At 43.6% G+C, this 19,848-nt stretch carries 22 protein-coding genes and 1 riboswitch; of the genes, 13 read left to right on the top strand and 9 right to left on the bottom strand.

Translation table 11 applies throughout. From position 1 onward, the window contains the following. Nucleotides 1–268 (top strand): hypothetical protein (locus VK541_RS05995; RefSeq protein ID WP_414692607.1); only part of this gene is annotated, 268 nt, incomplete at its 5' end. 17 nt (nt 269–285) lie between these two features. Here VK541_RS05995 and VK541_RS05990 read toward each other — a convergent pair. From VK541_RS05990 to VK541_RS05980, 3 genes are all read right to left on the bottom strand, one after another. Continuing rightward, complete coding sequence (locus tag VK541_RS05990; RefSeq protein WP_324367905.1) at nt 286–444, bottom strand: hypothetical protein; 159 nt, start codon at nt 442–444, stop codon at nt 286–288. 116 nt (nt 445–560) lie between these two features. Next, nucleotides 561–1,331, bottom strand: coding sequence for a hypothetical protein (locus VK541_RS05985; protein WP_324367903.1), 771 nt, complete (start codon nt 1,329–1,331; stop codon nt 561–563). 227 nt (nt 1,332–1,558) lie between these two features. Beyond that, complete coding sequence (locus VK541_RS05980) at nt 1,559–2,689, bottom strand: serine hydrolase domain-containing protein (RefSeq protein ID WP_324367901.1); 1,131 nt, start codon at nt 2,687–2,689, stop codon at nt 1,559–1,561. A 190-nt stretch (nt 2,690–2,879) separates the two neighbouring features. Between VK541_RS05980 and VK541_RS05975 the strand changes: the two genes are divergently transcribed. Continuing rightward, nucleotides 2,880–3,332 carry an SRPBCC domain-containing protein gene (locus tag VK541_RS05975; protein WP_324367899.1) on the top strand — a complete coding sequence of 151 codons (453 nt, stop codon included), beginning with the start codon at nt 2,880–2,882 and terminating at the stop codon, nt 3,330–3,332. Between the two features lie 38 nt (nt 3,333–3,370). Here VK541_RS05975 and VK541_RS05970 read toward each other — a convergent pair whose 3' ends face one another. The 5 genes from VK541_RS05970 to VK541_RS05950 form a co-directional block, all read right to left on the bottom strand. Further along, nucleotides 3,371–6,127 carry a hypothetical protein gene (locus VK541_RS05970; protein WP_324367897.1) on the bottom strand — a complete coding sequence of 919 codons (2,757 nt, stop codon included), beginning with the start codon at nt 6,125–6,127 and terminating at the stop codon, nt 3,371–3,373. Nucleotides 6,128–6,278: 151 nt separating this feature from the next. Continuing rightward, the gene (locus VK541_RS05965) at nt 6,279–7,022 is read right to left on the bottom strand and encodes an SDR family oxidoreductase (protein ID WP_324367895.1); all 744 of its coding nucleotides are present in this window, start codon (nt 7,020–7,022) and stop codon (nt 6,279–6,281) included. A gap of 351 nt (nt 7,023–7,373) precedes the next feature. Continuing rightward, nucleotides 7,374–9,977, bottom strand: a complete 2,604-nt coding sequence (locus tag VK541_RS05960; protein ID WP_324367893.1) for a sigma 54-interacting transcriptional regulator — start codon at nt 9,975–9,977, stop codon at nt 7,374–7,376. A gap of 1 nt (nt 9,978) precedes the next feature. Continuing rightward, nucleotides 9,979–10,863 carry a winged helix-turn-helix domain-containing protein gene (locus VK541_RS05955; RefSeq protein WP_324367891.1) on the bottom strand — a complete coding sequence of 295 codons (885 nt, stop codon included), beginning with the start codon at nt 10,861–10,863 and terminating at the stop codon, nt 9,979–9,981. Between the two features lie 254 nt (nt 10,864–11,117). Further along, nucleotides 11,118–11,513 carry a hypothetical protein gene (locus tag VK541_RS05950; RefSeq protein ID WP_324367889.1) on the bottom strand — a complete coding sequence of 132 codons (396 nt, stop codon included), beginning with the start codon at nt 11,511–11,513 and terminating at the stop codon, nt 11,118–11,120. 161 nt (nt 11,514–11,674) lie between these two features. On the opposite strand from VK541_RS05950, the gene VK541_RS05945 reads away from it, so the two are divergent. Next, complete coding sequence (locus tag VK541_RS05945; protein ID WP_324367887.1) at nt 11,675–12,094, top strand: hypothetical protein; 420 nt, start codon at nt 11,675–11,677, stop codon at nt 12,092–12,094. Between the two features lie 11 nt (nt 12,095–12,105). Here VK541_RS05945 and VK541_RS05940 read toward each other — a convergent pair whose 3' ends face one another. Next, the gene (locus VK541_RS05940; protein WP_324367885.1) at nt 12,106–12,294 is read right to left on the bottom strand and encodes a hypothetical protein; all 189 of its coding nucleotides are present in this window, start codon (nt 12,292–12,294) and stop codon (nt 12,106–12,108) included. Between the two features lie 141 nt (nt 12,295–12,435). Here VK541_RS05940 and VK541_RS05935 point away from each other — a divergent pair, with 141 nt between their 5' ends. From VK541_RS05935 to VK541_RS05890, 10 genes are all read left to right on the top strand, one after another. Next, on the top strand, nt 12,436–12,789 hold the full coding sequence (locus VK541_RS05935) for a DUF6152 family protein (protein ID WP_324367883.1): 354 nt from the start codon (nt 12,436–12,438) through the stop codon (nt 12,787–12,789). Between the two features lies 1 nt (nt 12,790). Further along, nucleotides 12,791–13,285 carry a DUF6644 family protein gene (locus VK541_RS05930; RefSeq protein WP_324367881.1) on the top strand — a complete coding sequence of 165 codons (495 nt, stop codon included), beginning with the start codon at nt 12,791–12,793 and terminating at the stop codon, nt 13,283–13,285. Nucleotides 13,286–13,458: 173 nt separating this feature from the next. Next, on the top strand, nt 13,459–14,199 hold the full coding sequence (gene cmoA / locus VK541_RS05925; RefSeq protein ID WP_324367878.1) for a carboxy-S-adenosyl-L-methionine synthase CmoA: 741 nt from the start codon (nt 13,459–13,461) through the stop codon (nt 14,197–14,199). A 1-nt stretch (nt 14,200) separates the two neighbouring features. Next, a complete protein-coding gene (locus tag VK541_RS05920; RefSeq protein WP_324367876.1) occupies nt 14,201–14,923 on the top strand; it encodes an isoprenylcysteine carboxylmethyltransferase family protein in 723 nt (240 codons plus the stop codon). A 94-nt stretch (nt 14,924–15,017) separates the two neighbouring features. Beyond that, a complete protein-coding gene (locus tag VK541_RS05915) occupies nt 15,018–15,485 on the top strand; it encodes an SRPBCC family protein (RefSeq protein WP_324367875.1) in 468 nt (155 codons plus the stop codon). A gap of 61 nt (nt 15,486–15,546) precedes the next feature. Continuing rightward, nucleotides 15,547–15,635: riboswitch (TPP riboswitch) on the top strand. Nucleotides 15,636–15,701: 66 nt separating this feature from the next. Further along, on the top strand, nt 15,702–15,905 hold the full coding sequence (gene thiS / locus VK541_RS05910; RefSeq protein ID WP_324367873.1) for a sulfur carrier protein ThiS: 204 nt from the start codon (nt 15,702–15,704) through the stop codon (nt 15,903–15,905). A 63-nt stretch (nt 15,906–15,968) separates the two neighbouring features. Then, complete coding sequence (thiC, locus tag VK541_RS05905; RefSeq protein ID WP_324367871.1) at nt 15,969–17,855, top strand: phosphomethylpyrimidine synthase ThiC; 1,887 nt, start codon at nt 15,969–15,971, stop codon at nt 17,853–17,855. Nucleotides 17,856–17,863: 8 nt separating this feature from the next. Then, nucleotides 17,864–18,481: a thiamine phosphate synthase gene (locus VK541_RS05900; protein WP_324367870.1), complete on the top strand. Its 618-nt coding sequence runs from the start codon at nt 17,864–17,866 to the stop codon at nt 18,479–18,481. Next, nucleotides 18,457–19,212, top strand: a complete 756-nt coding sequence (locus VK541_RS05895; RefSeq protein WP_324367868.1) for a hydroxymethylpyrimidine/phosphomethylpyrimidine kinase — start codon at nt 18,457–18,459, stop codon at nt 19,210–19,212. Before VK541_RS05900 ends, VK541_RS05895 begins: the two co-directional genes overlap by 25 nt. Further along, the gene (locus VK541_RS05890; protein ID WP_324367867.1) at nt 19,202–19,846 is read left to right on the top strand and encodes a thiamine phosphate synthase; all 645 of its coding nucleotides are present in this window, start codon (nt 19,202–19,204) and stop codon (nt 19,844–19,846) included. Before VK541_RS05895 ends, VK541_RS05890 begins: the two co-directional genes overlap by 11 nt. The last annotated feature ends 2 nt before the right edge of the window (nt 19,847–19,848 follow it).

Raw genomic sequence — 19,848 nt, 5'->3', positions numbered from 1 at the left:
GGAATTTTGCGAAGCAGCCAGGTATATGAATTTAACTAAAACCGAAAAGAATATGATAAGCGCTAAAACTAAACAAAGATGGGACTATTACAGTGTCCTGGAAACAGCAAAGGAGATGGGCGAAGAAAAAGGAAGGGCTATCGGCGAGGAAAAAGGTGCTCATGAAAAAGCAGTAACCGTGGCTACTAAGTTGAAAAATAAAGGTGCTTCTCTTGAGGAGATCCAGGAACTGACTGAACTTAGTATTGATGAAATAAAGAAGTTGTAGATCTGCTATACCCATCCTCATTCTATGTTCTGTACTACCTTCTGAGGTCCGGTAAACCGCTTTCCATTCCACACTGCAACAGTACCCTTTGGCACCACCAGGCTCATTTTCTGGCCTTCGATATCCACGATAATCCGGCCATGAGGAGTTTCGGGGAAAAACCGAGAAAAAGACATATAAAAAATACAGAATAATGTAAATGAGTATACAGATTTTGAGTTGCTGCAATATTTGACATATAGATCTACATTTGGTATTGTTCGATGCTGTCAAATTTACACAGATCTGAAATTTAACTGTCCTGTACTGTCGGAGTTGGCGGCGGTGCTGAGACGGTTACTACCGGCAGATCAGCATCAGTAATCCCCTTTTCCCTCCATTCATTAAAACCGTAATTATGGTCACCCCTGATGTTGTATGGGTAACCGGCCTTTAACTGCTGATTGAATAACGCATTATAAATCGTGCTTTCATTCGTCTCATTATAACGGTTGTAAACTCCCTCAATATAAGTAGTGAGTATTGAAAAAGGAATTTGCCTGTGGTTAGGATACCGTTCCAGAATCAACTGCTTTAGTTTCAGAAAGTGTTCTTCAAATTCCCTGTAGGGAGACGTGGTAATTGCGTTAACAGCGTGGTACTTGTACGGATACGGGTCCCCTCCTTCTTTCAGCATGGTTTCATCTATGCCATAGATGGCATAAAAATCGCCCAGCAGGCTTACCGCAACAGATAACCTTTTAATCTTTGTCAGTTCCGGCAGTTCGGTCTTTTCGAGGATCATATCAAAACTGAAAGCAGGCTGCTGGCCATAGGAAGTACCCTGTACTTCCAATCCGAACTGTTCCTGAAGTTTGGTGGTAAAACTTTCATAGCGTGCTTTGAAGTTATCCATATTATGGAAGTTGTCGACCAGGAGTGCGCCAAACTTCTTCTGCCCCTCGTATTCTGTGTATAAAGAGGAGTAAGCATATCGGATGCCGATTGGATAATAAATCTTTATGGCTTCATAGATTGGCCAGAAGTTATAGATTTCAGGATTGAATGCAAAGTATGATTTCATAAGAGCTTTTTCATTGACATTAAGATAGGCATTTTCCGATTTCCAGATTCTTTTATTTTATCTTTTCTGTCTGCTGTAACCACAAATCCAAATACTTAACGGAACCCAATCGAAACACAACCGGGTTTGACAGCCTTTAGACCGGGTCAACCCCGAGTGGGACTCGCATGCGATATGGGTCTGATGTGTTTGTGGGGTTAACGCAGGTACTATCCATAGGCTAATGACTAAAAAGCAGACTTAACCTTCATTGCTGATTTCAAGGAACCATAAATACCCGTAGCCACTTTGTAAAGCCCCGCTCCTGCCGAATCATCTTTTTGATTGGACAGGAGCACAATGCTGACATTGTGAAGCGGATACATCACACAGAAAGTACGGTATCCTGTTGTGCCGCCATCTATTCTGAGATATTGGTCCCAGCCCCAGTTCTTGCCGATCGCCCATTGGAAGCCATAGGCTTCCTTGTCAATATCGCCAAAAATGATCCGGTGCGTCAACCTGATTGCTGCTGTCTTTTCCTGATTTTGGTAATGCAGGTATTTGAGCATATCCCTCACAGAAGAATGCAGGCTTCCGGCGGCGGGCAAGATCGCCTGCATTGAACTGACAGGTTCTCTATTGGCTCCATAACCCTTTAGTAATAAGCTTTCTTCATCAGCACTATATGTCAGTTTGGTGTGCGGCATACCCAGAGGCCTGGTAATGTATTGACTAATGAGGTCTGTATAAGATTTTTTGTATACCTTTTCGAGGATAAGGCCCAATAGCTGATAACCAACATTGGAATATTGATACCGGAATGACTTGAGCGAATCCAGCTTAATTTCATGAAGCGCATCAAGAAACGTCTTTTCATTGATTGGTGGGCTTGGCAGATTATCAAAACTGTTCGGAAACTGCGCAGTATGAGCCAGCAGGTAAGCGATTTTAACCGGGTCACCATTGGGGTATTGCAGGTTGGGAAAACTGCCGGTCAAAAACTTTCTGATGTCGTCGTTTACCGAGATGCGTCCCTTAGTTATGGCATGAGCCATCAGAAGGCCGGTAAATGTCTTGGTAATGGAACCGATCTCGTATATTGATTTGTCGCTGGGCAGTATCCCGGAGCCGGGACTGGTTTCGCCGTAATTGTAGATAAACTGTTTCCCGTTGTAATTAACTCCCAGGGAAATACCAACCCGCTTCCCTTCCTTCATATAGTTTAGGACGAAGTGATCAACCGCGGAGTCAATCATTGACTTCATTGGGTTGTCGCTTTTCTGCAAGGTGATGTTTTTCCATGTGGCGTCGCCTTCCTGCGCGAAACAGCAATAGCTAATGAGCAATATTAGCATGAGGAAGAGTGTATTTTTCATTGAATGAGGATATCAACACTAATATACGAAATCATTCGTATGATAAAAGTAATCATTTTTCCTGGACAAAATAAAAACTTCTTATACCAAGCTAAACTCCACTACTGTCCTATCGCAATAAAAAAATACAAAAAATAATATAAGTAACCCATAAGTTACTTATATTTGAGTAACTCAAAGGTTACTCATTATGCAAAGAGACGTCAAACATCAATTCTTTTTTTCCCACTCCCCTGAGGTCGTTTGGGAATATTTAACAGATCCGGAACTTTTAGCCTTGTGGCTGATGCCCAGTAATTTTAAGCTTGAACTGAGTCATAAATTTCAGTTCAGGACCAAACCCAAAATCAACCTGGGCTTTGACGGCACTGTTTACTGCGAAGTACTGGAGATCGTTCCTTTTAAAAAACTGGTATACTCCTGGCAGGGTGGCATGTCCAGGGACATCCCTAAACTTGACTCTATGGTCATCTGGACACTTAGTCTTGCTGATGGAGGCACCGTACTGCAGTTGGAACACAATGGGTTCAAAGGATTTAAAAATTACCTGCCTTACCTCATCATGAACAAAGGCTGGCTAAAGATCGGAAAAAGATTAATCACAAAATTAAACCAGACAGCGCATGGCAGTACCAAGGCCTGATGTCAATGATTGAACCGGTATTTACAATAAATGACGAATCAGCGTATGGTATAATACATGATCTGGCGGCCCAGCTGGCCTTTGGAATTGATGCCTTCTGCAACAATCTTGTATCTTCCCTTTCGGTCGCCATTAAAAAAACTCACTTGCGCTTCGCCGTTCCTGACCTTTACGGAAGGGTTCCAGTAAATGGTTTTCCGGAAATCTGTTTTGCTATTTTTCTGATCAGGGCTATCGTACGCCGGGATGTAGAATTCCTTTACCCGGTCATAGCCCCGTGGAAAAATATTGATCATATCCGGAGCCCATTTTGAGGGTGAGTGTGGGTCTGAGGGGTTAATGGGATTATACACATAGTTGGTACGGGTATAAATAAGGACTGTTGGCCTTACCGGGGCAGTTGCACGGACGATATCTACCTTAATGACGTCTTCTACATCCCAGTCGAGGATGTCGTTAATGGCATCAGGATCATAATACCGGTCGTTGATCAAAATAGACATTTGCTGCTGGCCCATAAAGGCCTTCCAGTCTCTGACTTTAAAGTATCCCTTACCTTGTTCGTTTGAATTGCTACTCACAAAAGTCCTGCTGGCCTGAGCAACGAATTTCAGATTTTCCAATGCCCTGTCATTAATTGCCTTTACTATGGTTTTACCGGAATCCTGGGCATTAAAGATAATGGTTTCTGTGATGTACCCTTTTAGAGCGCTCAGGCCCGGTTCGCGTTGCTTTGCCCTGATCCTGACTTCCTTCAGTAAGTTGGCCGAACTCAGACGCGCTCTCAGCTGAGCTTCCTCTTCCTTGCCTAGCTTTTTCGGTTTTAACGGCACTTTCTTACTGAAATCGGTTAGCAGATCGGCAATGTTCACATTCGGTGTCAGCAGCTGATTGCCATATTTGTCGAGCAAAACCTCGAGCCTTGTCCCGTCATCTTTCTTACGGCCAATTACAGAAAAACGCAATCCTTCAGTAATGACCAGATCATTAAAACTGAAGCGGCCGTTTTCGTCGGTGGTGTCGGCCAGTACAATCCCAAGATTATTGTTAACCAGAAAGACCTTTCCAAAGGGAATTTTCTGATGCCAGAGACCAGCCAATTTTCCGCTCACTTTAACACCAAGGTTTTCAGCCGGAAAATAAGCCGGTTCCGTCTTTCCTGAGTTCAGGTTTCGCCAGCTGAAACGCCTGTATCCTTGTGTCATCATCAGGATATCCAGGTTTTTTCGGGTATCGGGTGTTGGCTGATGAAAATAGTAATTGGGCTGCTCTATGTAACCTCTGATGTCAGAACTGAGCAGCAGCTGGGAAAAAATCGTGGTCTCATGTGTGGCTTCTGAAGGGACTGCGTCCTCACTAAACACGGCTATCGAAAAGTCTGCAGGAGGATATTGATCTCCGGAAGCTTCGGTTGCCAGCTCCAGACTGACCATTTCACGGTCCTGGTATTCTGCCTTATCTGTTTCCAGGGAGACTTTCATCTGGTCATCGTGCTGCACAAAAATAATGCGTTCCGCCAAAGGTTCCCCGGTGGTGGCAAAAAGAGTGAACTGTGCAATTCCGCTGGGCATTCCCTTAATGGAGACATCCAGACTGGCGACATCATCTGACATGGAAACCTCGGTTGCATAATAAGCAACCCCACCGGACTGTACCAGCAGATAAAGGTTTTGTGCATAAGCCGCATTCGGTAACACTTGTCTGACGGATATGGTAGCCCGAAAAGCCTCGGGATGGTAGGCTACCGAGAGGGAATGTCCATAAGGTTGCGAAGCCGGAAGTTGCCGGGTTATTTTGCTCCCATCGGCAAGCGTAAAGGTTACCGGGCTGACCCGATTGCAATCCACTTCGGTTTTGATGCAGCCCATGCCAAACTGATTGCTTTTGAATTCCGTGGGCTGCTTCCCGTCCGCACCGGCAAGCCGGCCTGAAACAGGGATGCCGAGGCCGTCAGTTCCTGTAACTTTATAGGCAATCCGTTGGGCAGCGCCACACAAGAGCTGGCCTCCTTCGGGAAAAAACTGAATTTCGGCCTCGTTTGACTGCATCTTAACCGGAAATGTCTTGGTCACTGTGTTCCCGTCCTCGAGATCAAGTCTGGTAACCAGGTGACTCATTGCAACAGCTTCCGGCGGAAGCCCTTTAAACTCTGCCCGAAACACACCCTCTTCATCGGTTACACCCTGACCCTTATATAGTGTTTTATAATCCTTTCTCAAATTGTATTTGAGGGGCATACCCGATAGCGGATAACCCGTAGAGTCTGTATATTTAATTACCGCCTCAACAATGCTTTCTCCCTGTGACTGCCGTGCAAAATTCAGCTTGATCGATCCGAATACAGGTTCGCTTTCTTCCGGCCTGACTACAAATATTTTATCATAGAAATACTCAGGCCCGGCATTGCGCATCCATTGGGTGTAGGCCCTGAGCCGGTAGTTTCCTTCTCCCATTTCATCGGTCAGGGCAAAACAACCCTTGGTCATGCCTGCATTTAACGGTAGTTTAAGCAGCTGGGTCACAGAATCCTTTTCATTGACAAGCTCAACGTAGAGCGATCCGCTTTTGGCCGATAAATGATGTTGTCCGCCGATTGTGACGTAGGCCTTGAACCAGATGGTATCGCCTATGGCATAGTGGGGCCTGTCGGTGTGCAGATAAACCTTCTCCTGCGGGTGGGTCGTTGCCCACTGCCCAAGTTCGGCAATGAGCCGGTCTATTGGCCCGTCATGCCAGATAAATGCAGAAAGACTAAAAATGAAAAGTATTAAAAATGAGAGCGTTAATGGTTTCATTTGGTCATCTGTCTACTTGTCGTCCATGTCTTATTTACCTTTTCATCAATAAAGGCAATCCAGAATGGGTAAATGGGTACACCCTAAAAAATTTAAACGTTTTATACCCATTAGAGGAGGCTGTGGACAAAATGCAGATCAATATTGTGGCTTACTGTGCCGCAAGCCACTGCTTTAGATCAATAGCACCCAGTTTCGCCTCGCCTTGAGGTACCAGGCCATCATGGGGAATAGGTCCGCCGAAGTATTCACTTTTTTTGTTGGTAACTACATTCTTGCTGTTGTCCTTTTCCCTGAGATAAGCCGCGATAAATTCGCTCTGGGTATGACGCTCAGGACCGGCGATCTCTACAATACCTTTGGCGGGAGTTGCCAATGCAAGATCAGCTACAAATGTGGCCACGTCCTCTGCGGCAATCGGCTGGAATTCTACGTCAGACACATGGACTTCGCTGCCCTGTGTAGCAGCGCCGGCAAGTGAGGGGATGAATTCTAAAAATTGGGTACTGCGGATGAGGGTGTAAGGTATTCCGGATTGTCTGATCAGGTTTTCCTGCGCCATTTTAGCACGCATATAGCCCAGATCCTGCATGCGGTCTACGCCTACAATTGAAACCGCTAAATGATGCTTTACTCCGGCATTTGTTTCTGCGGCCATCAGGTTGCAGCCCGAGGTTTCAAAGAATTCCAGGACTGGTCCATCTTCAAAAGACGGAGAATTGGAAAGATCGATCACGATGTCTGTTCCGTTCATTGCTTCTGCAAGTCCTTCACCTGTAATGGAATTGATGCCTGTAGATGGTGAGCCTGCGATTACTGTATGCCCAAGCTGGCGAAGTTTACCTGCTACTTTTGTACCTACAAGTCCTGTGCCGCCGATGATTACGATTTTCATTGTTTTAGTTTTTTAAATGATTTATTAAAATGTGAATTGCATGGCAATAGCCCATTTTGATGCCAATGATTTAATTCATTAATTATCAGTTGTTTATGTATTTAGAATCATTGCATTTTTTCACTGTATTTAGTGAAAACACTTAAAGTGTCCCTTTATTAAGGGAAATTCATAACGTAATTGTGGCGGCGGTGTCATTGCAGCGGGTGTCTCATTTAAGTAGGCGGCGTCATTGCGAGGTACGAAGCAATCTCAATACGGGTTAAAAGATGAGATTGCTTCGTACCTCGCAATGACGATATTGATACCTCAAAGACAACTTTGGTTAAAAGTGAATTAAATAAAGAATCTTTAATTGGTAAAGTAATCTGCTTTACGGATCTGGAGCTTCTTTATTTTTGAATGCAGCGTATTGCCTGGTATATCCAGTATTTCTGCCGCACCCCCGGTGCCGGAGATCTTTCCGCTGCACCGTTTCAGCACTTCAATAATATAGGTGCGTTCGACGGCTTCCAATGAACGGTTGGCGTGTATTTCCGAGACTTGAGTGGCATCGGCTGTATTGCCTGGTAAATAAACTTCCTTTACTATATGGTCTGTGGCCAGTAAAACACTGCGCTCCAGCACATGCTCTAACTCCCTGACATTACCAGGCCATAAATAACTCCGCAATTGCTGCAGTACCTTTGGAGTGATCCGGGTTACTTTCCTCCCTGTATTCTTGCCATATTTGGTCAGGAAAAAATCGGTCAGGGCCTCAATATCTTCCAGCCGGTCCCTTAAAGGGGGAATTATGATCGGAAACACGTTGAGGCGGTAATACAAATCGGACCTGAAGCGGCCCGCTTTTACTTCTTCTCCAAGATTGCGGTTAGTTGCGGCGATGACCCTCACATTTAGTTTTATGGTTGCCTTCCCGCCTACTCTTTCCATTTCCTTTTCCTGCAATACCCTAAGTAGTTTAACTTGTGCTTCAAGCGGCATTTCACCAATTTCATCAAGAAACAATGTACTGTTATTGGCCAGCTCAAACTTACCGATCCGGCGTTCCACGGCACCGGTAAAGGCACCGCGTTCATGGCCAAACAATTCGCTTTCTATCAGATTGGCCGGCATGGCCGCACAATTCACTTTGATCATCAGTTTATCTTTGCGTGGCGAGGCGTTGTGTACGGCACGGGCGATCAGTTCCTTGCCGGTGCCGGTTTCTCCCAGGATCAGGACAGTGGAATTGCTCTCGGCAACAAGTGAGATCAGGCGGTAAACCTGCTGCATTTGTTGGCCGCTGCCTATGAGCTCAGAGAAGTTGTAAATGGTTCTGATCTGCTCTTTGAGGTAATCATTTTCATCTTCGAGACGTTTCCTGTACTCCAGTATTTTTTCATTGGCCTTAATATTGGAGATGGCCGTAGAAATTTGTGCGCATATGCCTTTAAACAGGGGTGCGCTGATGTGATCAGCAAGTATCCAAATCGTGCCCAGGGTTCTATCCGCCACCTTCAGTGTTGCGGCGTACATGTTTTTGAAACCCGTTTTTTCCCAGAGTGCTGCATATTGATCGTTGCCGCTCTGCAGCTCTTCTTCGACGTTCAGTACGAGTGCATCCTCACTTTTCAGCAACCTCGCTGTATAATGTTCATTCACTGTTATTTTTTGATCGGAAAGCTTGTCAAAATCACTGACTATACCTTTAAACAGGCTTTTGTCGAACATATACGGACTCAGGTGATGCCCGTCGTCGTCGATGAGCCGCAGCATGGCAAGCTTGGTATTCAGCAGCCGCTGCAGCACTTTAGTGACAGCTGATTCCAGGTCAGCCTTGGTCATGATGCCAGCAATGTCATTGGAGAAGTCCAGCAGGAAAGATTGTTCCTGTTGCTTTCTCAGTACTTCTTCATTGGCCATGATGTTGCTCATCGCTACTGCGATCTGCGCGCAGATTCCCTGCAATATAGGAATATTGATTTCATCAATGCTCAGCCATAACAGCCCGATATTGGCATTTCTGTTGCGCAGGGCGATACCGACCATGGTTTTAAAACCCATGTTTTGCCACAGATCAAGGTATTTTGATTGAATGCCGCGTTCTGCTTCTCTGCTCACGCTGAACAGCAGCGGTATATGACTTTCCAATACCCTGTTCTGCAGGCCATCATCAATCGGAAATTTAGCAGACAGTACGTCCTGCAATAAGGCCTGATCTGCTGTTGCCATTCCGGTATCGTGAACATAGGCGCTCATGGTGAGGCCATCTTCGTTTATTTTTCTGATCACGTATCCACCGTCGGGTGTGAGCTTGCGCAGGGCGGACCTTACTACGCTGTCCAGGTCTTCCTTTGTGCGTACGGAGGTCATGTCATTGCTGAAATCCAGCAGAAAAGACTTCTCGTTTTCCTTCTTTTTGATCTCTTCGTTCTTGATGATGTTGGATACAGCACTGGACAGCTGTGGCGATATGCGTTTGATGATATCCCTGAATTCTTGTGTAAAGCTGTCTTCCCGGTCTGAATAGATGTGGATAAAGCCGATCGGTTTATCTGCATTCATCAATTTCATCATCAATACTTCTTTTACCCCTTTTTCATGATTGGCACGAAGGAATATTGGGCTTTGAGGGTGGTTCAAGACATCCTCCAGCTGGAATAGTGCTGGTTGGTCTGTAGCAAGTACTGATCTGATAAAGGGCTCGTTTAAAGAAAACCGGGAATCTACCAGCAGTTCATAATCTTCGTGGTTTTTTATCGGCGAAAATTCATGGTCCAGAAGAAAGGGTTTGTAGCTGTCATCCTGTAGATCGATAAGGGTAATAATAGTGTGGGTAAAGTAAAACAGGTCCTTGATCCGTTTTGAAAACAGGGTAATGAGGTCATTTTTTTCTCTTACACGGGTGATGTCATTGCCCAGATCTAAAAGAATCTTTCGTTGTTTTTCTAAAACCTCTATAGAATGCATCATTTTAATCCTGGTGTATCTCTAGCTTATACCCTTTCCCATGTATATTTATCAGGCATACAGACACATCCGGCTCCAGCTTCTTTCTCAGTTTGGAGATGAACATATCCAAACTGCGGCCAACGATTACACCTTCATCTTCCCATATTTCCTTTTGTAGTCTTGCTCTTTCGATTACCGCATTTGGAGATCTGGCGAATATCAAAAGTAACGCGTTTTCCTTTTGGGTTAGTTCAACTGTCTGACCTGAAAATTCCAGCTGGTGTCTATTGGCATCGAAAAGCGTGCTTCCAAGCCTGAAGTATGCTTCGATATTACCACTATTATCATTATCAGCAACAAATAAAGTCTGCTTTTTCTTTAACTGTACAGATCTGGTGATCAGCAAACCAAGCACACCTAAAAAAGGCAGCCCGCCCAGCAACAATCCCTTCTGTGATGCCGTGATACCTGCAGGCTGAAATTTAAGGTTGATCCGGTAGCAGCTTTTAATTTGTTTTCTCCCTGAACAGGCACCCACATCATCCTTTTCATTCTTAAAAACGGCATAGCCGAAAACAATATCTTTCCCAGAGCAATCCAGCACGCTGAGGACATAATTATCCGCCAGTTTATCTTTTGACAGTGAACGCCTGACAATCTCAACCAGAGTGTCCGTCTGGAAAGTAAATTCATTTGCAAACGTAATCTGGTATTCACCACCGGATATCTTTTTTACCGGCAGCACTCTCGATGTACTGTCTCCGGAGTGCAAAAGTATTTCGTGGCCGATCTTTCTGAGGAGTATTTCCTGTTTGGCCAGATCAAAATCATTGTGACCTGGAAGTGCAAAAGCTGCACAGATCACACCGATAAACAATAAAAATGCGGGGATTATATATCTGGCCATATGCGTGCTGTTTGATTTTACAAAGTTTACAATTTTATTTGCAATAATCATCACAGGAACTTTTTAAGCGCTGATTAAGTTTACAGCTTAATTCACAGACGATGAAACCATCATGATCTCTCAAATTACACAGAGGGTGATTAGATCATGATAGCTTCATCACAAATAACAAAACATTATAAACAGATGAAAAACAAATGCTTTATTCTTTTTCTACTTGCGATGGCCGGGTTTTTTGCGCCTGCACAGCAAACTTACAAACTGGATTTAAAAAACAGTAAGAGTGGACGTAGAGTTAATAGACCTTCCTTTCCTCCGACTCCGTTGATGCGGGCATAGCAGAGAAATATTTCTGCACTTGAGGATTCATTCCAGGATTTCTGATCTCCATAATATCTTAATACATAACCGTATTTATCTTTTCCGGATTTTATGAATAGGGTAAAGTAATTGATTTCGTCATTGTAATGACCTTTTATCAGATCAAGTGTGATTTGATCATTCTCTTTAATCACTGTTGCCACTGCACTGGCAAGATTATCTTTGCTTGTGGTGTAACGATACCTTTGTATAGACCCGTGTGTTCCGGCACCAAACATGCTACAGGAGCAAAAAAAGAGAATGAGAATTAAGTATTTAGGGGATTTCATGGTTTTAGTGATTTCTATTAAAGATAGGAACCAAATCCGGGATTCCAACGGCAGCCCCTGTACAAAGCCATTGGTAATCAGTAGCCGCGTCAATTTACTTTGTTATATAACTATTTATCAATAACTTAGATAGTAACCAAATTCATTTAAACAAAACTAGTATGAACTCAAACAAAATTTTAATTGCCGGCATAGCCGGTGGTGTGGTATTCTTCCTTCTGGGATGGCTCGTTTATGGTATCCTGCTGATGGATTTTATGATGACCAACGCGGGGCCCGGAGCGGCCGGAATGCACAAAGATCCGATGGAAATGTGGGCGATGGTGGTCGCAAACCTGGCCTGGGGTTTCTTTTTTGCAATTCTGTTTGGCCGATGGAGTATCGGAATTACACCGGCACAGGGCGCCGCAAGAGGTGCGATAGTGGGGTTGCTTGTCTCCATATATATAGATATGGCCATGTATTCAACCAGCACCATTTTTACGCTCAACACACTTTTGGCTGATATTGCGGCAATGACGGTGATCGCAGCTATAGGTGGCTGGGCTGTTGCTTTTATACTGGGAATGGGTAAGAAATAGAATACAACAAGTTAAATAGCGGGGTCTGCTGAACCTGTGTTATCGCCTTTGGATTCAATGTTATTGTCTGTCAAAGCATTTTTATAACCCAGTGAGTAGTTGATGGCACCCCATGCAGTCAGCATGGTGACGAGGTCTTCTTCATTTAACGGCCCGTTAACCTGTTTTTTGCAGAACTGTAAATATTCTGTTTCATTCATAAGCTGTTGAGATGTAGTGTTTTTTTAAAACGAAGATAAGGATAACATTAAACAAAATTTAGCCTTTGCATGTTAGAAAAGCTGTATTCCTTTGATCTGAGGAAATATTTGATTAGATTTAACACATAAAACCTATTGAATATGAACTACTTAAAACAAATTTCACTGGCAATGGTCTGTTTGCTTTGCCTTTCCTTTACCTTCTTTCATCACGGCTGGGCCGATTATGATCAAAAGAAAGTCCTGGATTTTAAAAGTACGATTGAGGAATCTGTATATGAAAATCCGCATGCACTGGCGAAAGTTAAATATAAGGGAAAATTGTGGCTGGTATACCTTGCACCTACTTCACGCATGACGGACCGTGGCTTGACAGCTGATATGATCAAAAAAGGAACACCTGTAAGACTGGTCGCTTATCCACATAAAACGAAAAAAGAAGAAATGCGGGCTGAACGGATCTATGTAGATACCGTTAAATACGAATTGCGTTAATTTGCCTCAGACCCTGACAGACTTTTTTTCCTGGCTGGAAAATACAGCTCTTGCCGCTTCTATACGCCAGTCGTTATGGCTTTACCCTGCCCTGGAGATTGTACATATTGTGGGCATCGTGATCCTTGTTGGCGGGGCCTTCCTGTTTGACCTTCGGCTATTGGGGTTCGCCAAAAATCTGCCCTTAAAAGCGTTATCCGGGCATTTATTACCTTGGTCGCAAAGAGGATTGCTGCTAATCGTTCCTTCAGGAATATTGCTGTTCATGACCAATTCAAAAACACTTGGCATAGATCCAACATTTTGGCTGAAAATGATCCTGCTGGTGTTGGCGGCTATTAATGTACTCGTGTTTCACAGGATGCTGTTCAAACCGCCGCACCATCCTGAAAATCCTCATAACAAGGAACTGTCGGCGGCTGCAAAAATATCTGCACTGGTCTCGATCTCGCTTTGGGTGGCAATAATCGCGTGCGGACGCCTTCTGGCCTATTAAAGAAAACTTACAATGTTGTATTTTTTGTGTAGATTGAACAAACGGGAAAATAAAGTGTTGTTAGTGTTTCTACAATTCAAAATCTCTACAGATTTAACGCGTAACCTTGATTGTGACGGAAGAATTAGCTGATCATATTGTGAATTAATATAATCAGTGCTAAACAATATACCATGAAAGACGATAAGCATCTGGACAATGTATTCAGCGAGGAAATAAAAAAACCTTCAGATTTTAAATTTGGAGCGACTGTGGCCAATGCTTTTGATGATATGGTAGAGCGATCGGTGCCTTTTTATGGTGAGATCCAGCGGATGATCATTGAACTGGCTGCTGAACATGCGCTCCCGGGAACAAATGTAGTAGACCTGGGCTGCTCTACCGGAACTACCATGGTCGGCCTGAACCCCCTGGTTGATGAAAGCATCAGGTTTACGGGAGTTGACGATTCGGAAGAAATGTTAAAGAAATGCGAGGTTAAACTGCGGCAGGAAAACTTTAAAAGACCGTATGAACTGGTGATTGCTGACCTTCATGAGGATGTGAAGATTGAGAATGCATCGGTAGTAATTCTTTGTCTCACACTGCAATTTGTCCGACCGTTATACCGTGAGAACCTGATCAAAAAAATATATGATGGTCTTGTCAGCGGTGGTGTGCTGATTATTTCTGAAAAGATTCTTGCCGAAGACAGTCTGTTTAACCGGAATTTTATTAAATATTATTACGACTACAAAAGGCGCAACAATTATAGCGAAATGGAGATTGCCCAAAAAAGAGAGGCTTTGGAGAATGTACTGATCCCCTACAAGCTCAGTGAAAACATGAAAATGCTGAGAGAAGCAGGATTTTCACATACGGAAACATTTTTCAAATGGTATAACTTTTCAGGCTTTATTTCTATAAAAAACTAAGATGCTGACAATTGGCAATTTTTTCTTCAAGTACAGAAACTTTCTTTTTATTTTCCTGTATCTCGCTCTATTCATTCCTTCTCCAAACATTTTCAATGAAGCTGTTTTCGGGTCGTCTTATTACTTGTACCCACTTATCCTGGGTTTGGTCATAACGGTTTCTGGTCAGCTCATCCGGGGCATAACGATCGCCCTTGCTTATATTGTGCGGGGTGGAAAAAACAAGAAAGTATATGCGGAGGACCTTGTGGTGGAGGGTGTTTTCGCGCATTGCCGAAATCCGCTGTATGTGGGAAATATCCTGATGCTGCTTGGTGTAGGGATATTGATCAATTCGCTGCTGTTTATTTTGATTTTTATCCCGGCTTTTTTATTTATTTATCAGGCCATTGTTATTGCGGAAGAGAATTTTCTTCGTAATAAATTCGGTCAGCAATTTGACGTTTATTGCAGTCGGGTGAGCCGATGGTTTATCAATTTAAGAGGCATCGGCAGCACCATTTCCGGTATGAATTTTAACGGAAAGAGGTGGCTGCTAAAGGAATACAATACACAGACCGTGTGGATGGCAGGAATAATTGTAATCCTCTTTCTTAAATATCCCTGGCTGATATATGGCGATACTGATCTTAGGAATACTATTTTCCTAACGCTGATGGTGTTGTTGGTGATTTACTATTTAAGTATCAGGTATCTTAAGAAAACGGGAAAATGGAAGGGCTGATCATGAAAATCAATAAACATTTTCATATAACCAAATGGTTACTTATATTTAATTAACCACTTGGCTAAACATATGTAATATAATCGTGACTGAAATGGAAAATCCTCATGTTGAAGTGCAAATGCTGATCAGAAGACCTGCATCGGAGGTATTTAATGCTTTTATTGATCCCGAAATCACTAAAAATTTCTGGTTTACAAAAGGAAGCGGAAAACTGGAAGAGGGCAAGACAATTACCTGGGAATGGGAGATGTACAATATTTCGAGCCAGGTGTTTGTCAGAGAGGTTTTGCCAGATCGAAAAATATCAGTTCAATGGGACCAATATCAAACAACTGTTGATTTTGAATTTAGGACTTTAGGGAATAATGCCACTTATATTACCATTACGCAATATGGATTTAAAACTACAGGCGATGCGCTGCTGGCAGAGATCAATGGGGCCAGCGGGGGTTTTACTACTGTTGTAGATGGCTTGAAGGCCTATATGGAACATGGCATCAACTTAAATCTGATCGCGGACAAATTTCCCAAGGGAATAAGTGAACACGGCAATTCATAAGAGAGTTAATCTTGTTCTGTACGCCTTATTTGCATTTCAAAATAAAATAATATAGCTTTACAAAAAACTTTAGGGGTGCCCTTGTGCTGAGAAATACCCTTTGAACCTGATGCAGTTAGTACTGCCGAAGGGAAAAGTAGAAGCAAATCTGTTTGCTGTCTTTTCGACCCGTTATGGGTACTCCCTACAGTTTTCCAAAGCAAAATAAAAGCTAAAATGGAAATCACTGTAAATCATCAAAATCATCAGCTAAAGGAAACCTGTTCAGTTGAGCAAATGCTTGTTATTTTGCTTTCAGGCGATGCAAAAGGCATTGCTGTGGCCATCAATCAAACCATCATTACCAAATCCAACTGGAGTAATCATCTCTTGAAAGATGGCGACCAGGTGATGCTCATTAAGGCAACTCAGGGTGGGTGAACCATTCATCCACTTCATTTCAATATTTCCTTTTCAAGACCGGCTTATCCCAAAAATTAACATATGAAACAAGAAAAAATCCCCCAGGAACATGTCATTAGCCGCAGCCCCTTCCCGGCATCTAAAAAGATATGGGTAAAAGGACAACTGCATGATATTGAAGTCGCTATGCGCGAGGTCAGTTTATCTGACACGAAGATTCACAATGGTTTTGGTCTTACGGAGCTCAATGCGCCGGTGACCATATATGACACTAGTGGGCCGTATACTGATGTTGATGCTGATATTGATGTAAAAAAAGGTTTACCAAGGCTCAGGGAAAAATGGATCACAGACAGAAATGATGTGGAACAGCTTGACCATATTACTTCTGATTATGGTCAGCTCAGGCTGGCCGACAACACACTTAACACGCTGAGGTTTGCCTATGTCAGTAAACCTTACAAAGCCATACAGGGAGCCAATGTTTCGCAGATGCACTATGCGAAAAAAGGCATCATCACTGCGGAAATGGAATACATTGCGATCCGTGAAAACCAGCGGATAGATTTGTTGAATGCTGATATGAAGTCAGCTGAAATTGACCCGATGCTACACCAGCACAAAGGCAACAGTTTTGGAGCCAATACGCCTAAGGGTTACATCACTCCTGAATTTGTGCGTTCTGAAGTGGCCGCAGGCCGGGCGGTCATTCCGTGTAACATCAATCATCCGGAGCTGGAACCTATGATCATCGGGCGTAATTTCCTGGTCAAGATCAATGCCAATATCGGCAATTCAGCTGTAACCTCTTCTATTGAAGAGGAAGTGGAAAAGGCAGTCTGGGCATGCAGATGGGGTGCGGATACCATAATGGACTTGTCTACCGGAAAAAACATTCATGAGACCCGTGAATGGATTATCCGCAACTCCCCTGTGCCAATTGGTACGGTTCCTATTTACCAGGCATTGGAAAAGGTAAATGGGAAAGCAGAAAACCTCACCTGGGAACTGTTCAGGGATACTTTGATCGAACAGGCAGAGCAGGGTGTGGATTATTTCACCATTCATGCAGGAGTGTTACTGAGGTATATCCCGCTCACCGCAAAAAGGGTCACAGGTATTGTATCCCGTGGGGGTTCGATCATGGCTAAATGGTGCCTGGCACATCATCAGGAAAACTTTCTGTATACTCATTTTGAGGAGATCTGCGAGATCATGAAGGCTTACGATGTTTCTTTTTCGCTGGGTGATGGACTAAGGCCGGGAAGCATTGCGGATGCCAATGATGCGGCGCAGTTTGCTGAACTGGAAACACTGGGTGAACTGACAAAGATTGCCTGGAAACACGATGTACAGACGATTATTGAAGGTCCCGGACATGTGCCTATGCACCTGATCAAGGAGAATATGGAGAAACAGCTGGAGCATTGTGCAGAAGCACCTTTTTATACTTTAGGGCCGTTAACCACTGATATTGCACCTGGTTATGACCACATCACCTCGGCCATTGGCGCTGCAATGATCGGCTGGTATGGTACTGCGATGCTGTGTTATGTGACGCCTAAGGAGCATCTGGGTCTGCCAAATAAGAAAGATGTGAAGGATGGCGTGATCACTTATAAGATCGCAGCACATGCAGCGGATCTGGCTAAAGGGCATCCCGGCGCACAATACAGGGACAATGCACTGAGTAAAGCGAGATTTGAGTTCCGCTGGGAAGACCAGTTTAATTTGTCCCTGGATCCTGATACTGCAAAAGAGTTCCATGATGAAACGCTTCCTGCGGATGGTGCCAAGATCGCACATTTCTGCTCGATGTGCGGACCAAACTTCTGTTCTATGAAGATCACGCAGGATGTACGGGAATATGCGGCTAAGCAAGGTTTGGAAGAAGAAAGTGCTTTGGCAAAAGGAATGGAAGAAAAGTCCAGGGAGTTTGCTGAAAAAGGCAGCGAGATATACTTATAAACAAGGACATGCAATTGATGATCGTTTCCAGTCCGGTGGGTTTTAAGGAGGAGTATAAATTAATCAATGAACTGTTTGACAATGGGCTGGAAATTTTTCACCTGAGAAAGCCGGAATGGGGCATAAAAGAATGCAGGGATATTTTAACCCGGATTGATGCGCAATATCATGACCGGGTTACCCTCCATCAATTTCATGAGCTAAGGTATGACTATGGGACTAGCCGATTGCATTTTTCGGAGAAACTTAGAAAAGAGCTTCCGGCAAATGCATTGCCTGATGGCTATAAAAGCAAAATATTAAGTACATCCGTTCATTATGTTGAGGACATTGAAACCCTGAAGGATTTTGACTATGCATTTCTGGGACCAGTATTCGACAGTTATTCAAAATCAGGTTACAAAGGCATCTCCGGTGATGACTTTAAGCTTAACCAAACGTCTGAAAACCAGGAGTCAAAATACACCAAAGTGATCGCACTCGGCGGAATTGGATTGAATACCATTGCAAGAATGAAACGAATGGGTTTTGACGGTGCAGCTATGCTGGGCTGGATCTGGAATGATCCTCTGAAAGCAATTGACAATTTTAAACAGGTAAAATGTTGGGTGAAAGACCATATGTAATTAGTATAGCTGGGTTTGACCCCAGCGGCGGTGCTGGTATACTTGCTGATGTGAAGTGTTTTGAGCAGCATCAGGTTTACGGATTTGGAGTATGTTCGGCATTGACGGTGCAGACCGATGATCATTTTATAAGCTGTGAATGGATCAACGCAGAACAGATCATCACACAACTTGAGCCTTTGTTTGCAAAGTTCAGAATCTCTGCCTGCAAGATTGGACTGATCAAAGATATTGAGGTTCTGCTGCAGGTATTATTTTTTATCAGGGCACAGAATGAAGATATAAAGATTATTCTGGACCCGGTTTTAAAAGCCAGTGCTGGTTTTCAATTCCATCAATGGAGTATGACGCAGTTGAATTCGGTTTTACGGTACATTGATCTGATCACTCCGAATTACAGCGAGATGCTAAGTATGGGCAGTGCAGAAACTGCGGAAGAGACTGCTGGTCTTTTGGCCGCCCACTGCCCTGTTCTCCTGAAAGGCGGTCATAACATCATGGCTATCGGAACAGACCTGCTTTTTGAAAATACTGATGTCTTTGAGCTAAAACCGAGATTTGTAAGCGACCGTCAGAAACACGGATCGGGCTGTGTATTATCTGCAGCGATCACTGCAAATCTTGCCCTGGGTCATACATTAAACGATGCTTGCAAACATGGCAAAATATATATAGAGGACTTTTTAAATAGTAACAGCACCCTTTTAGGTTACCACAGTTATGATCGATAAATTACATTATATATCACAAAATTCACAGGGAGGCACGCATTTGGATGCCATTATGGAGGTATTGGATGCGGGGGGGAAATGGATCCAGCTGAGAATTAAGAATCAGCCGGAAACTGATATCCTGGAGTTTGCCATTAAAGCCAATGCTTTATGTGTTGATTATGGAGCCAGGCTAATCGTAAATGACCACCCGCATATAGCGGCTCAGGCAGGTGCGTATGGGGTACATCTGGGACTGCAGGATATGCCGATTGTGGAAGCGAGGGTTATTGTTGGCAACAAAGTGATCATTGGCGGCACAGCCAACACTTTTGAACACATTGTACAAAGAGTCGCGGAAGGAGCAGACTACATTGGCTTAGGTCCTTATCGGTTTACGAGTACTAAACAGAATTTAAGTCCGATAATTGGTTTACAAGGTTATGAAAGTATGATAAAACGAGCTGCGCAGGCAGGGATCAGAATCCCAATAATTGCAATTGGTGGTATTGAACAGGCAGATGTTTCATTGCTGATGAACACGGGTATATATGGCGTAGCTGTTTCCGGTGCGCTGACCAATCGCGGGGATCTGGCGGAACAGATCAGCGCTATACAAGAAGAATTACAGATTTTACATCCTATAAACTTATAGTT

It is taken from the genome of Pedobacter sp. (assembly GCF_035317785.1).
In the GTDB taxonomy this organism is placed as follows: domain Bacteria; phylum Bacteroidota; class Bacteroidia; order Sphingobacteriales; family Sphingobacteriaceae; genus Pedobacter.
Note: the sequence above shows the minus strand (reverse complement) of the source record. Positions and strands in the feature narration are given on the sequence as shown.

Coding starts and splice junctions, on each gene's coding strand:
- VK541_RS05990 (WP_324367905.1), bottom strand. CDS start 444: ATGTCTTTTTCTCGGTTTTTCCCCGAAACTCCTCATGGCCGGATTATC.
- VK541_RS05985 (WP_324367903.1), bottom strand. CDS start 1,331: ATGAAATCATACTTTGCATTCAATCCTGAAATCTATAACTTCTGGCCA.
- VK541_RS05980 (WP_324367901.1), bottom strand. CDS start 2,689: ATGAAAAATACACTCTTCCTCATGCTAATATTGCTCATTAGCTATTGC.
- VK541_RS05975 (WP_324367899.1), top strand. CDS start 2,880: ATGCAAAGAGACGTCAAACATCAATTCTTTTTTTCCCACTCCCCTGAG.
- VK541_RS05970 (WP_324367897.1), bottom strand. CDS start 6,127: ATGAAACCATTAACGCTCTCATTTTTAATACTTTTCATTTTTAGTCTT.
- VK541_RS05965 (WP_324367895.1), bottom strand. CDS start 7,022: ATGAAAATCGTAATCATCGGCGGCACAGGACTTGTAGGTACAAAAGTA.
- VK541_RS05960 (WP_324367893.1), bottom strand. CDS start 9,977: ATGATGCATTCTATAGAGGTTTTAGAAAAACAACGAAAGATTCTTTTA.
- VK541_RS05955 (WP_324367891.1), bottom strand. CDS start 10,863: ATGGCCAGATATATAATCCCCGCATTTTTATTGTTTATCGGTGTGATC.
- VK541_RS05950 (WP_324367889.1), bottom strand. CDS start 11,513: ATGAAATCCCCTAAATACTTAATTCTCATTCTCTTTTTTTGCTCCTGT.
- VK541_RS05945 (WP_324367887.1), top strand. CDS start 11,675: ATGAACTCAAACAAAATTTTAATTGCCGGCATAGCCGGTGGTGTGGTA.
- VK541_RS05940 (WP_324367885.1), bottom strand. CDS start 12,294: ATGAATGAAACAGAATATTTACAGTTCTGCAAAAAACAGGTTAACGGG.
- VK541_RS05935 (WP_324367883.1), top strand. CDS start 12,436: ATGAACTACTTAAAACAAATTTCACTGGCAATGGTCTGTTTGCTTTGC.
- cmoA (WP_324367878.1), top strand. CDS start 13,459: ATGAAAGACGATAAGCATCTGGACAATGTATTCAGCGAGGAAATAAAA.
- VK541_RS05920 (WP_324367876.1), top strand. CDS start 14,201: ATGCTGACAATTGGCAATTTTTTCTTCAAGTACAGAAACTTTCTTTTT.
- VK541_RS05915 (WP_324367875.1), top strand. CDS start 15,018: ATGGAAAATCCTCATGTTGAAGTGCAAATGCTGATCAGAAGACCTGCA.
- thiS (WP_324367873.1), top strand. CDS start 15,702: ATGGAAATCACTGTAAATCATCAAAATCATCAGCTAAAGGAAACCTGT.
- thiC (WP_324367871.1), top strand. CDS start 15,969: ATGAAACAAGAAAAAATCCCCCAGGAACATGTCATTAGCCGCAGCCCC.
- VK541_RS05900 (WP_324367870.1), top strand. CDS start 17,864: ATGCAATTGATGATCGTTTCCAGTCCGGTGGGTTTTAAGGAGGAGTAT.
- VK541_RS05895 (WP_324367868.1), top strand. CDS start 18,457: ATGTTGGGTGAAAGACCATATGTAATTAGTATAGCTGGGTTTGACCCC.
- VK541_RS05890 (WP_324367867.1), top strand. CDS start 19,202: ATGATCGATAAATTACATTATATATCACAAAATTCACAGGGAGGCACG.